General features: G+C 64.0%; 11 protein-coding genes. 10 read left to right on the top strand and 1 reads right to left on the bottom strand.

The window, feature by feature from the left end; translation table 11 throughout:
- The 10 genes from ACF8Q6_RS24545 to ACF8Q6_RS24500 form a co-directional block, all read left to right on the top strand.
- Window positions 1-480, top strand: a 480-nt coding sequence (locus ACF8Q6_RS24545) for a transketolase C-terminal domain-containing protein (protein WP_392499612.1), incomplete at its 5' end; no start/stop codon positions are given.
- A 368-nt stretch (window positions 481-848) separates the two neighbouring features.
- Window positions 849-1,907: a phosphotransferase gene (locus ACF8Q6_RS24540; RefSeq protein WP_392490857.1), complete on the top strand. Its 1,059-nt coding sequence runs from the start codon at window positions 849-851 to the stop codon at window positions 1,905-1,907.
- Window positions 1,908-2,208: 301 nt separating this feature from the next.
- Window positions 2,209-4,230, top strand: a complete 2,022-nt coding sequence (locus ACF8Q6_RS24535; RefSeq protein ID WP_392490856.1) for a capsular polysaccharide biosynthesis protein — start codon at window positions 2,209-2,211, stop codon at window positions 4,228-4,230.
- Window positions 4,170-5,489: a capsule biosynthesis protein gene (locus tag ACF8Q6_RS24530; protein ID WP_088513062.1), complete on the top strand. Its 1,320-nt coding sequence runs from the start codon at window positions 4,170-4,172 to the stop codon at window positions 5,487-5,489. The genes ACF8Q6_RS24535 and ACF8Q6_RS24530 overlap by 61 nt, the downstream gene beginning before the upstream one ends.
- Window positions 5,486-6,262, top strand: coding sequence for an SDR family NAD(P)-dependent oxidoreductase (locus tag ACF8Q6_RS24525; RefSeq protein ID WP_392490855.1), 777 nt, complete (start codon window positions 5,486-5,488; stop codon window positions 6,260-6,262). Before ACF8Q6_RS24530 ends, ACF8Q6_RS24525 begins: the two co-directional genes overlap by 4 nt.
- Window positions 6,263-6,269: 7 nt before the next feature.
- Window positions 6,270-7,805: an LTA synthase family protein gene (locus ACF8Q6_RS24520; protein ID WP_392490854.1), complete on the top strand. Its 1,536-nt coding sequence runs from the start codon at window positions 6,270-6,272 to the stop codon at window positions 7,803-7,805.
- A 4-nt stretch (window positions 7,806-7,809) separates the two neighbouring features.
- On the top strand, window positions 7,810-8,376 hold the full coding sequence (locus ACF8Q6_RS24515) for a GNAT family N-acetyltransferase (RefSeq protein WP_392490853.1): 567 nt from the start codon (window positions 7,810-7,812) through the stop codon (window positions 8,374-8,376).
- Window positions 8,376-10,520: a capsular polysaccharide biosynthesis protein gene (locus ACF8Q6_RS24510; RefSeq protein ID WP_392490852.1), complete on the top strand. Its 2,145-nt coding sequence runs from the start codon at window positions 8,376-8,378 to the stop codon at window positions 10,518-10,520. The genes ACF8Q6_RS24515 and ACF8Q6_RS24510 overlap by 1 nt, the downstream gene beginning before the upstream one ends.
- Window positions 10,521-10,523: 3 nt before the next feature.
- Window positions 10,524-11,567, top strand: coding sequence for a phytanoyl-CoA dioxygenase family protein (locus ACF8Q6_RS24505; RefSeq protein WP_392490851.1), 1,044 nt, complete (start codon window positions 10,524-10,526; stop codon window positions 11,565-11,567).
- A 209-nt stretch (window positions 11,568-11,776) separates the two neighbouring features.
- Window positions 11,777-12,232 (top strand): transposase, encoded by a 456-nt coding sequence (locus ACF8Q6_RS24500; protein ID WP_012053364.1) that lies wholly within the window; start codon window positions 11,777-11,779, stop codon window positions 12,230-12,232.
- Window positions 12,233-12,241: 9 nt separating this feature from the next.
- Here ACF8Q6_RS24500 and ACF8Q6_RS24495 read toward each other — a convergent pair whose 3' ends face one another.
- A complete protein-coding gene (locus tag ACF8Q6_RS24495; protein ID WP_054888755.1) occupies window positions 12,242-13,594 on the bottom strand; it encodes an aminotransferase class I/II-fold pyridoxal phosphate-dependent enzyme in 1,353 nt (450 codons plus the stop codon).
- Between the last annotated feature and the right edge of the window lie 7 nt (window positions 13,595-13,601).

Below are 13,601 nucleotides of genomic sequence, written 5' to 3'. Positions count from 1 at the left end.
CTGGAGCGCAAGGACGGCCCATCGGCGCTGATCTTCTCGCGCCAGAACCTGCAGCACCAGGACCGCGATGCCCAGCAGATCGCCGACATCAGCCGCGGTGGCTATGTGCTCAAGGACTGCGCCGGCGAGCCTGAACTGATTCTGATCGCCACCGGTTCCGAAGTGGGCCTGGCTGTTCAGGCCTTCGACAAGCTGACCGAGCGAGGCCGCAAGGTGCGCGTGGTTTCCATGCCGTGCACCAGCGTGTTCGATGCCCAGGACGCTGCCTACAAGCAGTCCGTGCTGCCGCTGGAAGTCGGTGCGCGCATCGCCATCGAAGCTGCCCACGCTGACTTCTGGTACAAGTACGTCGGCCTGGAAGGTCGTATCATCGGCATGACCACCTACGGTGAGTCGGCGCCGGCTTCGGCATTGTTCGAAGAGTTCGGCTTCACCCTGGAGAACATCCTCGGTACTGCCGAAGAGCTGCTGGAAGACTGATACAAGTAAGGCGAGGGCCTTTGGCCCTCGTTCGCGGCACCAGATCGCTCCCACAGGGTATTGCGCACGCTGCCTCTGTGGGAGCGGCCCTGTACCGCCGATGGACCGCATGCGCTACGCAAAACATCTTCAGTGGCGTGCGTTACTGCCCTACTGTTTGGGGCAACAGCCAAAATAGAAAAGAGCCCCCGGAGTCAACCCTCTCAGAAGCGCAATGCCTTAGGCTGATTAGCTTCAAACACCATGCCGCTCAGCCTCTTGCCCTTCAAAATCAATGTCTTGATGCAATTTTTCATTGTGCCCAAGACTCTCATACAGCAGCATACCCTTCCTTCACTGCTTTAAGCCGGACGCATGGCATTGCCAACATGGATGTAATTACCCCACCTACAAGCCCGCACGTAAGCAGCAAAACGCTCTATCGCTGGCAGCGGGCCTCTCTCGAAGAACACCTGCGCGCGCTAAGACCTGAATGGGCCGACAAGCCGCTGGAGATCACCAGCGAAGTGTTAGGCGGCAACGCCTCTTTTGTGAAATACGTGCGGCATCATCGCCTGGTTGATCCCAGCACCGGCCAGCCGGTCGAGATTGTGGAAAAATCGATTCGCAAGCTAGCACTGATCGGAAGCCAGGAAGCCCGCTTCCATCGCACCGAGGGAATGTTGGCTGGCAGCAAACACTTCCGTTATCCCTCCTGCCTGGGCGTCATCGAGACGCCATCTGAGAGCTTGATCTTCACCGAGTTCGTAAGCGGCAAACCGCCGCGAATGCACAAAATTGCCAAGCAACTGGCGCTGGGTATGGCCGAGCTTGAAGCGCTCAGCCACGACTATTTGCAAGCCCAACCGCTTGGCAAGACCCCCCTGTTGTGGAGCATGGATTTTTTCAGACCATGGTTCCTCTTGCGACCACGCTTCAACTTTGCCCGCTGCTTCCCAGAGCTGGTAAAGCTTGGGCTTGAGGACCAGCGCTTTTCCGGCCTGACAGAACACTTCAAGGCGTTTGTACCGCTGACTCATAAGATGGCAGCCAAGGCCCGTCGCAGCCCCCGATGTATCAGCCACATGGATTACCTGCAGAAAAACCTCTTCGTCGATAAGGGCCAACTTCACCTCATCGACTGGAGCGAGGTAAAGGTAGGGCGGATTGGCTTTGACGGCGGGGCCTACCTGGGCAGCCTGTTCCGGCGCAAGGATATGAAGGTATTCCTGGCAGCACAGGCCGAGTTCATCGAAACGTACCGAGCAGCCCTGCCGGAGCGCTTCGATGTGGAACAGGCGCTAGGGAACTTGCGCTACGTGTTTCTCCTCACGGCGCTGTTCCATTGCTTGCGCCCAGAAACGGTCGCTGAGTACAAGGAGCGCGACCGGATGGGGTTATTGCTGGAGAAGTACCACTATTTGCTGGGGATGCTGGATCAGGGGTAAATGAGCTTTTGTACCCACATGGGAAAAAGCTTCGCGGGTAAACCCGCGCCTACAGGCGTGCGTTACGTTCCCCAGCGGGGTGGTACGCCGCGGTTTCGGGGAGTTTGCCGGGATCGGATGTCATTTTGATGCCATAGGTCATCATCTGCACATATCGTCTAATTTCTTTTCGCGATTTTTGCCCAGCGGCACGCCTACAAATGTGAATTTGTATTAAGATTCGCCATCCTTTGTTTCCACCGGACCCGCAGGGCTATAAGCCCATGCCGCCCCTTTGCTGAATGGATGCCGCTCCACGTATATGGACGACGCTTCGCCCCGCCCTCGCCTGCTGATCCTGTCAAAAGGAGCCCAGCGCATCAGTACGTTGCCTGCCTTGCTGCCCGAATTCGCGCTGCAAAGCGGTGCTGTGCGCGATGTCGAGCTCGCTGATTGGGTAATGGCCTGGGGCCGCAAGCCAAGCGCCATCAAGGCAATGGCCGAGGCGCACAAGGCAAGCAAACCCGTTCTCACGTTGGAAGACGGCTTCATCCGTTCCGTGGGCCTGGGCGCCGACGAGCCGCCCCTGTCGCTGATCGTCGATGACGTGGGCGTGTACTACGACGCTTCCCAGCCGTCCCGCCTCGAACAGTTGATCGCCACGCCCCTCGACGCCGAGCAAACCCAACGTGCCCTGGCACTACGTAGCCTGTGGCAGCAGCAACGGGTGTCGAAGTACAACGACGCACGCATCGAGCTGCCAGCGTTGCCAGCCGACTGCGTGCTGGTGGCCGACCAGACCTGTGGCGATGCCTCGTTGCAAGGTGCAGGGGCCAGCGACTTCCGGGCCATGCTGGAGGCGGCATTGGCCCGCTACCCGCATAGCACCATCGTGCTCAAGGTGCACCCCGACGTGGTGGCCGGGCGCAAGGCCGGGCACTTCGACCTGGCAGCGCTGGCCGGCAACCCGCGGGTGCAGGTACTGGCCCACAATGTTCACCCGGCCGATTTGCTGCCACGCATGCGTGCAGTGTTCGTGATGACGTCGCAATTGGGCTTCGATGCCTTGCTTTGGGACGTACCGGTGCACACCTGGGGCATGCCGTTCTATGCCGGCTGGGGGCTGACCGACGACCGCTTGCCGGCACCTTCACGCCGCAAGCCTGTGCCGTTGGCGCAACTGATTCATGCCAGCCTGGTGGCCTACCCACGCTATGTCTGCCCAGAACGTGGTCAGCCGTGTACGCCAGAGGTGCTGATCAACTGGCTGGGCCTGCAACGGCGGCACCGCAGCGTGTTGCCAAGCGCCGTACAGATGCTGGGTTTCAGCCGCTGGAAAGAACCACTGGCAAACCTGTTTTTCAATGGCGCGGCCATTCGCTTCGTCAAGCCCGAGCAACCGCTGGCGCAAGACTTGCCCGTGGTGTCCTGGGGCTGCAAGCACGACACTCACCTTTGCGCCCACCCACTGCCCGTCAACCGGGTGGAAGACGGCTTTCTGCGCTCGGTCGGCCTGGGCGCCGGCAAGGCGCGACCGTTGTCGTGGGTGGTCGATGACCTGGGTATTTACTACGACGCCACCCGGCCTTCGCGCCTGGAGCGCATCCTGGCTGAAGAGCCCTTCGACCCGCAGTTGTTGGCCCGCGCGCATGCTTTGCGCCTGGCCATCTGCGCGGCGGGGCTGACCAAGTACAACTTGCCCGGCGCCAGCTGGCAGCGCCCCTCGCATGCGCAACGGGTGATCCTGGTGCCTGGCCAGGTGGAGGGCGATGCGTCCATCCGCTTTGGCGGCAACCGTATCCGCAGCAACCTGCAACTGCTGCGCGCCGTGCGTGAGCAAAACCCTGATGCGTGGGTGTTGTACAAACCCCACCCAGAGGTATTGGCCGGCACGCGCGCCCGCGGTGACGACGAAGCGCAAACCGTGCACTGGTGCGATGAAGTGATCGGCGATACGCCACTGCAGCAATTGCTGGAAGTGGTCGACGAATTGCATGTGCTGACCTCGCAGTCGGGCTTCGAGGCCCTGCTACGCGGTGTGCCGGTGACGACCTATGGCCAGCCGTTCTACGCCGGCTGGGGGCTGACCCGCGACATGGACCTTCAAGCACCGGTGCAGGCACGGCGCAGCCGACAACTGACGCTGGACCAGTTGGTAGCGGGCACGCTGTTGCTCTATCCCACTTACGTAAGCCTGGTGACCAACCGCTTCACCACCGCCGAACGAACCTTATACGAACTACAAAATTGGCACGCCTTACCGCAGCCTGGAGCTCCCTCCCGATGGCAGGACTTGAAACGACGCTTGAGCAGTTTGTTGGGCATGAAGCGCCCGACCAACTGAATGCAAGGGCGACGCGTGGTCCGCTGCTGCGTATCCCGTCACACAATTTTCTGCTGCTTCAGGGTGTCAGTTCACCCTTCTTCAGCCGCCTTGCCAAGGGGCTGCGGGATATCGGCCAGCGAGTGCACAGCGTGCGCTTCAACGTCGGTGACGCCCTGTATGGCCCCGGCGGCGCGCAGCTGACCTGCCCGCACGCCCCGGAAGACATGGAGGCCTGGTATTCACAGGTGTTCCGCCAACTGGATATCACCGACCTGGTGCTGTTCGGCGACTGCCGCCCGGTACACCGCCCGGCCGTGACCCTGGCGCGGCTGTCGGGTATTCGCGTGCACGTGTTCGAGGAAGGCTACTTTCGGCCCTATTGGGTGACGCTGGAGCGCGACGGGGTCAACAACAACTCGCGTTTGCCACGTGACCCGCAGTGGTACCGCGATGTGGGCAAGTACATTCCGCGCTATCAGAATGGCAACCCGTTCAAGCTGTCGTTCGCCGCACGTGCCACGCACGATGTGCTGTACCATGCCGGCGGCGCGCTGAACCGGCTGTGCTTCCCGCGCTACCGCACCCATGCCCCGTTCAACGCCGCCATGGAGTACGCCGGGTTCATCCGCCAGGGCATGCGCCTGCTGCGCGCCCGTGTGCATGACGACGCGCTGGTGGCCGAAGTGGCCCGCGAGCGGCACCCCACGTTTTTGCTGCCCTTGCAGCTGGACAGCGATGCGCAAATCCGCGACCACTCGCCGTTCCAGAACATGACCCAGGTGATCGAGCATGTGATCGACTCGTTCTCGCTCAACGCGCCCTTCGATGCGCGCCTGCTGGTGAAGAACCACCCGTTGACGCCCGGGCTGGTCAACTACCGCAAGGTCACCGAGCAGTTGGCGCGCCAGTACGACGTGGCCGAGCGTGTCGATTTCATGGAAAGCGGGCACATGCCTACGCTGCTCTCGCACATCACCGGCATGATCACCGTCAACAGTACCGCGGGGGCTTCAGCATTGCTGCACCACCGCCCTACCTGCACGCTGGCCGAGCCGATCTACGCGATGCCGGGGCTAACCCATCAGGGCGGCCTGGATGATTTCTGGCAGCAGCCCGAAGCGCCCGACAACACGCTGTTTCAACGCTTCCGCAACACGGTCATCCACACCACCCAGGTCAACGGCGGCTTCTACACCACCTGCGGCATGGACATGGCCGTGGCCAACTGCCTGGAAGTGCTGATGGCGAAAACCTCAAGAATCGAAAAATACCTATGAGTTCGCATGCCTCACCCCGCTGCATCCTCATCACCGGCGCCACAGGCGGTATCGGTGGCGCGCTGGCGCCTGCCTACGCCGCCCCGGGGGTGACGCTGATCCTGCAAGGCCGGCGCCAGGACCGCCTGGCCGAAATGGCCGAACAATGCCGCGCCCTGGGTGCCCAGGTGCTGCTGGAAGCCCTCGACGTGCGCGACCTGGACGCCCTGCGGGCCATGGTGCGCCGGGTAAGCGAGCAGCATCAGCCCGACCTGCTGCTGGTCGGCGCAGGGCTTAACACCGCCGTGGGCGCCAATGGCGAAGCGGAAGACTGGGACGACAGCCGCGCCCTGATGGAAGTGAACGTGATGGCCGCCCTGGCCACCGTCGAGGCCGCCCTGCCCGCCATGCGCAGCCGTGGCGACGGGCAGATCGCCCTGTTCAGCTCGCTGGCGGGCTGGCGTGGCTTGCCGGTCACACCGACCTACAGCGCCAGCAAGGCCGCCATCCGGGTGTATGGCGAGGCCATCCGCGACTGGCTGGCGCCGGAAGGGGTGAAAGTGAATGTGATTGTGCCGGGGTATGTGGAGTCGAAGATGTGCTTCGAAATGCCCGGGCCTAAACCTTTTCTGTGGACCGCCGACAAAGCGGCCAGGCGTATCAAGCGCGGGCTGGCGGCGAACCAGGCGCGTATCAGCTTTCCGTTCCCGCTCAACCTGGGCACCTGGCTGCTGGGGCTTATCCCGCAGTGGCTTTCTTCGATGATCCTGCGTGGGTTGAAGTACAGTGATTGATGTTTCCATGTTGCCGGTCGCTTTGATCGGCCTGGGCTTGACCGTCGCGGTCGAGCGCCTGCTGGTTCCCCGCCCTGCCCTGCGTCGCCCGGCCGATTGCTGGCTGCTGCACGCGGGGCTGTGGTGTGTGGCCTTCGGGCTATTGTATGCACTGACGGCGCGGCCGTTGTTCAGTGGCGTGAATGTGTTGCTGCTGTGGCTGCTGATCGTGCTGGTCAGCAACGCCAAGTATCACTCGCTGCGCGAGCCGTTTGTGTGTGCAGATTTCGAGTATTTCAGCGATGCAGTGAAGTTCCCGCGGTTGTACTTGCCGTTCTTTGGCTTTGGCAAGGCCGCGCTGCTGGCGGTGGGCTTTCTGGTTTACCTGTGGGCGGGGTTGAGCTTCGAGGTGGCGGGCGCTCGGCTTGAGGCGTTGCTGCCGTTGGCGCTGGGCCTGGGCTTGCTGCGCCTGGGGCATCGGCCTGTTAAGCCGAGCTTTGATGCCGAGCAGGATGTACGTGGCTGGGGCTTGGCGGCCAGCTTGTGGCGGTACTTCTGGGCGGCGCGGGCGCCGGTTGACCGGGACGGGCTGGGCTCGCCGTTTGCTGTTGGGGCTGTGCCGGCCTCTTCGCAGCCGACAGCGGCCCAGGCCGGGGCGCTGCCGGACTTAATCTCGGTGCAGAGCGAGTCGTTCTTCGATGTGCGTGGGCTGTGGCCTGGCGTGCGCCCGCAAGTGCTCGAGCAGTACGACCTGTTGGCCAGCCAGGCGCTGGCCCGGGGCAAACTGCAGGTGGCAGCTTGGGGCGCCAATACGGTGCGGACCGAGTTCGCCTACCTGACCGGCATCCCTGCCGACCGGCTGGGCGTGCACCGCTTCAACCCGTACCGGGTGCTGGCCCGCCAGGGCCTGCCCAGTATCGCCTCCAGGCTCAAGGCGCAGGGGTACCGGACCATTTGCATCCACCCGTACGACGGTGGTTTCTATGGCCGCAACAAGGTGTTGCCGGCATTGGGCTTTGATGAATTCATCGATGTGAAGGCGTTCAACGCTTCGCAAAAGGCCGGGCCGTTCATTGGTGATTGCGCCGTGGCAGACAAAATCCGCGCGCTGCTGCAGGCGCCAGGCCGCACACAGCCGCTGTTCATCCATGCGGTCACCATGGAAAACCATGGCCCGTTGCACCTGGAAAGCGTAGCCGCGCACGAGCTGCCGGCCTGGTTCGACCGCCCGCTGCAACCGGGCATGCAAGACCTGGCGCCCTACCTGCGGCACATCGGCAATGCCGACCGCATGCTGGGCATGCTGCGCGACACCTTGCTGGCCCAGCCGAACGAGGCGCTGCTGTGCTTCTTTGGCGACCATGTGCCGATCTTGCCTGAGGTGTACCAGGCTGTTGGTGCGCCCGCAGGTGATACCGATTATCTGGTGTGGTCCAACCGCCGCCAGCCTGGCTGCGGGGCCAGGCCAATGCCGGTGCAGCAGTTGTCCAGCACATTGCTGGCCCATGCCCTGGCGCCGGCAACCTGCCAGGACACGCCTGTGGCCAGTGCCGGGGTAGCCTGACAACGTGGTGCGTATCGTTTTGGGATCGGACCTGTCGCCGGAGCGTGCCGCAGACCCTGCCTTGGCCCGCTTGCTGACCGAGGGGCGGGGGTCGCTGGCGTTCCTGATTGGCAATACGGCCTGCCGCTATCGCTTGCTGGGGTCGGCTATCCACTGGGACCGTGTGCTGCTGGCCTTCGAGGGCGAGCAGGCACTGGGCTTTGCCGCATTCAAGCATGGCCGGCGCGGGCCGTTTGCCTGGCACTGGCAGCCGTTCGTGCGTGAGTTTGGCCTGTTGAGCGGCTGGGTGCGGTTTATTGGGTTCTGCCTGAGCGAACTGCGCGAATGGCGCTACCCGTTCTTGCTGTACGGGCTGCGGGTCAGCAAGGCCGCACGCCAGCACGGCGTAGGCTCGGCGCTGGTGCAGGCGTGCTGCGCGCACGCCGCCGGCCAGGGCTTTACCCAGGTAGAGCTGGAGGTGCCGCTGAGCAATCATCGGGCGCAGCACCTGTACCTGCATAATGGCTTTGCCCTGCGCCGCAAGCGCTGGGTGCCGTTCCCGCCGGTGCGCAACATGTGGCGGGCCGTGTAATGCACAAAACGCCTCCCTTTGTACCCCACCCGCCCGAAGGTTATTCACCACCCGATGCCCTGGTAGACGGCACCGGCTGGGTCGGCATCATGTCGCAATGGGTGGCCTGGAAGGTCCTGCACCTGCCGCAGTTCCTCGGCCCGGAAGGCCCGCCCTTCTGGCTGTGGCGCCGTGGCCGCAAGGCGCCCAAGGGGCTCAAGGCGATTGCCGGTATCGGCTACAAGCAGTCGTCGGCCCATGCCCGGGTGCTGTGCCAGCGCTGGGGGCTGCCCTACATTGCGCTGGAAGACGGCTTTTTGCGTTCTTCTTCGCTGGGCATCGAGGGCGATACGCCGATGTCCATGGTGGTCGACCCGGTAGGCATCCACTACCTGGCCGACCGCCCTTCGCTGCTGGAAAACATCCTGCAGCAGCCCGAGGCGCTCAGCGCATACGAGCTCAATTGCGCCCGCGAACTGATTGCCTTGATGCGCAGCAGCGGCATCGGCAAGTACAACAACGCCCAGGACCTGCCCGACGACGACCCGCTGGGCCGCGAGCGGCCGCTGGTGCTGGTGGTGGACCAAACTGCCGGGGATTATTCAATCCCGGGCGGCGGGCTATGCGAAGCCGACTATGTGCGAATGCTGGATGAGGCCCTGGCAGAAAACCCGGATGCCGACGTGCGCGTGCGCATTCACCCGGACTGCCTGGGCGGGCAAAAGCCCAGTTGCCTGCTGGATGCCGCGCGGGCCCGTGGGGTAACGCTGGAGGCGCGGCCGGTAGCCTGGGCGTCACTGGCCCGGCGTGCCCGGCGCGTGTACGTGGGTACCAGCCAGGCCGGGCTGGAGGCGTTGATCCAGGGCGTGCCGGTCACCTGCTTCGGGCTGCCGTTCTACGCGGGCTGGGGGCTGACCGATGACCGCATGGCCATTGCTCGCCGGCAGTCACGGCCAGACCTTGTGCAACTGGTGGCGGCGGCCTATGTGCGTTACTGCCGTTATGTCGACCCATTGAGCGGCCAGTTGACCGATGCCTTGACCGTTGCCCGCCAATTGGCCAGCAAGAAAGCCCGCGATGCTGCGTTTGCCGGCCCCACCACGGTGCTGGGCGTGAAGCGGCACAAGCAGCACAACATCCGGCGTTTTTTCGCAAGCCGTTGGGGGCAGCTGCGCTTCAGCGTCGACAGCCCGCACCTGATAAGCCAGGTAGCGACCGAACAGGGTCGGCTGCTGGTATGGGCTGCGCGCGAGCCGGCCGGCCTGGCCGAACGTGCGCGCCAGGCGGGGGTGCCAGTGTGGCGGGTCGAGGATGGTTTCTTGCGCTCCACGGGGTTGGGGGCGACCAACAGCCCGGCGCTGTCACTGGTGCTGGACCGGGGTGGCATTCATTACGATGCGCAGTCTGCCAGCGACCTGGAGCAGCTGTTGCAGCATGGCGAATTTGACGCCCCATGCCTGGCCGAAGCGGCGCGCTTGCGGGCGCAGATCGTTGCCAGCGGCACCAGCAAGTTCAACCTGCGCAGCAATGTGCGCCCGGCGCTGCTTGGGCAGCCGGGGCAGCGGCGGGTACTGGTGGTGGGCCAGGTCGAGGATGATGCCTCGGCGCTGTGCAGCGGTGGCGGTGCCGGGTGCAACCTGCGGCTGCTGCAACAGGTGCGTGCGCGGTTGCCGGATGCCTGGATTCTGTACAAGCCGCACCCCGACGTGGAAGCCGGCAAGCGCCGCGGGCACATCGCCCCGGCACAGCTGGTGGGGCTGGCCGATCAGGTACTGGCGGGTGTGGACATCGCCAGCCTGTATGGCCAGGTCGATGCGCTGCATACGCTCAGTTCCACCGCCGGTTTCGAGGCCTTGCTGCGCGGGCTGCCGGTGGTCACCTATGGCACGCCGTTCTATGCCGGCTGGGGCCTGACCGAGGACCATCAGCCCTTGCCCCGCCGCACCCGGCGTTTAACCCTGGACCAGTTGGTAGCCGGCGCCTTGTTGCGCTATGCGCGCTATGCCGACGTCCAGCAAGACCTGCCCTGCGATGCCTGGCACGCCCTCGCCTGCCTCAGCGCGCCCCACCCGGCGCCGGTGGCCTATCGACGAGTGGCGCCGTTGCTCAACTATACCCGGACCATGCTCGGCTGTGGCCGGCCATTGGCCCCATCAAAGGACTAGATCATGCCTGTTTCGATCAAGGACATCGGCCGTTACGCGGCACTCCCCTGGCATTGCCTGCAGTTGGCTACCCATGCCAAGTCGTTCGAGAACAACCCGGTGCTGGGCAGTGCCCGGCTCAATGCCTTGGGCCTGCATGTGCAGCGTCGTCAGATGGCGATGGCCATGGCAGGTTACCGTCGCAATGCGCTGGCCTCGCGGCTGGATGCCGATGAGCGCGCGCATTTTGAGCAGAACGGTTTTTTCATTCGTGAAAACGCCCTGCCTGCCGAGCAGTTTGCGGCCTTGCGCGCCGAGCTGGGTGCATTGCGCAGCACCGGCTGGGAAATGCGCCAGGGCCGCGCGGTTACCCGCCGGGTCAGCCTTGACCAGGACGTGCTGGCGCAAAACCCGGCCAGTGCGGCGTTTGTGGCGGACCGTGGGGTGCGCGACCTGATTGCCTATGCGTCGTCCAATACCGGTGGCATTACCTACCAGCTGCAGTCGATCGTGATCGACGCCGCCAATGCCGACCAGGACCCGCAGACCCGCCTGCATGCCGACACCTTCCACCCCACGGCGAAGGCGTGGTTGTTCCTGGACGATGTGGCGGATGACCAAGGGCCGTTCAGTTATGTGCCGGGGTCGCACCGCCTGACGCCGGAGCGTTTGGCCTGGGAGTACCGTCAAAGCCTGGGGGCGGCGCGCTCCGGCGAGCAGATGCACCGTGAGGGTTCGTTCCGCATCGACGAGCCCGAGCTGGCGGCCCTCGGCTTGCCGCCGCCCCGTCGCTTTGCGGTGCCAGCCAACACCTTGGTGGTGGCGGACACGTCTGGTTTCCATGCCCGTTGTGCAAGCCATCAGGCCAGCCACCGCGTCGAGATCTATGCCAGCCTGCGGCGTAACCCGTTCATCCCCTGGCGCGGGGCGCACCTGTTTGCATTGCCATGGATTGCCAACCACCACATGCGTTGGGATATCCGGTTGAAGCGGTTGATGGGGTTTGGCAAGAAGAGCCATTGGCGGTTTGTGGAACAGTTGAATGCGTATGAGGCACCGCATATCTGACCCACGCCCAGTCCCCGGCCAGGTGGCTGGACGCAGGCCGTCGTGTAGGAGCGGGTTTACCCGCGAAAGGGCCGGGCCTGCTGGCCAATATCCCTGGCCAATCACCGCCCCCCTGGTCGGTGGGTACATTCTGCAATGGTTGAATCGCTGCTGGCGCCAGGAGGGCGTCTACGCTGGCTCGAACTATCGAAGCCTTCAAGGATGACCCCATGCACTACGCCCACGCCCACCATCTGCGCCGCCATCGGGTTTCACACCCCGGCAGGCTGTATATGCTGACCACAGTCACCCACCAGCGCCGCCCCCTGTTTCACAACTTCAACCTGGCCAGGCTGGTGGTCAATCACCTGCGCCAGGCAGACCGGGAAAACAGCTGCGCCACGCTGGCCTGGGTGGTCATGCCCGACCATGTGCACTGGCTGATAGAACTGAAACAGGTGACGCTGGCCACGTTGATGCGCCGCTTCAAATCAAGGTCCAGCCATGCCTTGCACAAGGCTGGTGTAACAGCCACCCCCATCTGGCAGGCGGGCTACCGCGATCGCGCCATGCGCAAGGATGATGACCTGCTCAACACCGCTCGGTACATCATTGCCAACCCGGTCAGGGCCGGCCTGGCACCCAATGTCGGCGAATACCCACACTGGGATGCCATCTGGCTGTAAGCGTGGCCCTCACCCCAGCCGCGCCATCTCCTGCGCCACCACCGCCACGGTATGCCTGATCTGCTCTTCCGTATGCTCGCAAGACACAAAAAACCGCACCCGCGCCGAATGCTCTGGCACCGCCGGGTACAAAATCGGCTGGGCATTGATGCCACGCTCGAACAGGGCGCTGGACAAACGGCCGGCCTTGAACGAACTGCCGGTAATCACCGGGATCACCGCCAACCCGGTACTGGTCGCCGTATCCAACCCTGCTTCACGCGCCAGGCGCAGGAACAGCTCCCCCCGCGCCTGCACTTGCGCTACCCGCTCGCTGTCTGCAGCCAGCAGCTTCAACGCTGCCAGCGCAGAGGCCGTGACCGCCGGCGGCATGCCAACACTGTACAAGAAGCCCGGCGCCAGAAACTTCAGGTGCTCGATCAGTGCCGTGCGGCCCGCAATGTACCCGCCGCAACTGGCCAGGGTCTTGCTCAAGGTCCCCATCCAGATGTCGACGTCATCGCCAGCCAACCCAAAATGCTCACGAATACCTTTGCCCGTCGCCCCCATCACCCCCAGCGAATGGGCTTCATCCACCATCAGGAAAACCTTGTGCTTATGCTTGAGCTCGACGAACCGGGGCAGCTCAGGGTAATCACCGTCCATGCTGTAGATGCCTTCCACCACCACCAGCACCCGCTCGAAGTGCTGGCGTTGCTCGCCCAGCAGGCGATCCAGCGCCTGCCAGTCGTTGTGGGCAAAACTCAGACGGCGGGCACCCGACAGCTGGATACCCTGCAACACGCTGTTGTGAATCAGCTCGTCATGCACCACCAGGTCGCGTGGCCCGAACAGGTAGCCGATGGTGGTGACGTTGGTGGCATGGCCGCTGACCATCACCACCGCATCGTCCACCTCGTACAGGCGGGCCAGTTCGCGCTCAAGCTCGCGGTGCAGCGGGCGGTCGCCAGAAACCGGGCGGCTGGCCGACACCGAGGTGCCGTAGCGGTCGATCGCCGCCTTGGCCGCTTCGGCCACGGTTGGGTGGCCGGAGTAGCCCAGGTAGTTGTAACTGGCAAAGTTGAGAAACTCGCGCTCGCCAATCTGCGTCTGGGCGCCGGCGGTGCCCTGGTGCATACGGAAGAACGGGTTGCTCACGCCCAGCTGCATGGCGCTCTGCTGGATTACCCGCAGTTGCTGGTACCCCGGGTGCTGATCAAAGCGATAGTGCGCTTCGGGCACCTTCAGGGCAGCCTGCTGTACCTGCTCCAGGGTGGCGCCCTGCTCGCCCTCGGCAGCCACATGGCGGCGCCGGGCGAGGGCTTGCTGGATCAGGCGTTGCTTGGCATCACCACCAAGGCCGGTCGGGGTTCTGGCTGTCATCTGGCAC

The sequence above is a fragment of the Pseudomonas sp. GLN_2 genome (assembly GCF_043106005.1).
Taxonomy (GTDB): domain Bacteria; phylum Pseudomonadota; class Gammaproteobacteria; order Pseudomonadales; family Pseudomonadaceae; genus Aquipseudomonas; species Aquipseudomonas alloputida.
Note: the sequence above shows the minus strand (reverse complement) of the source record. Positions and strands in the feature narration are given on the sequence as shown.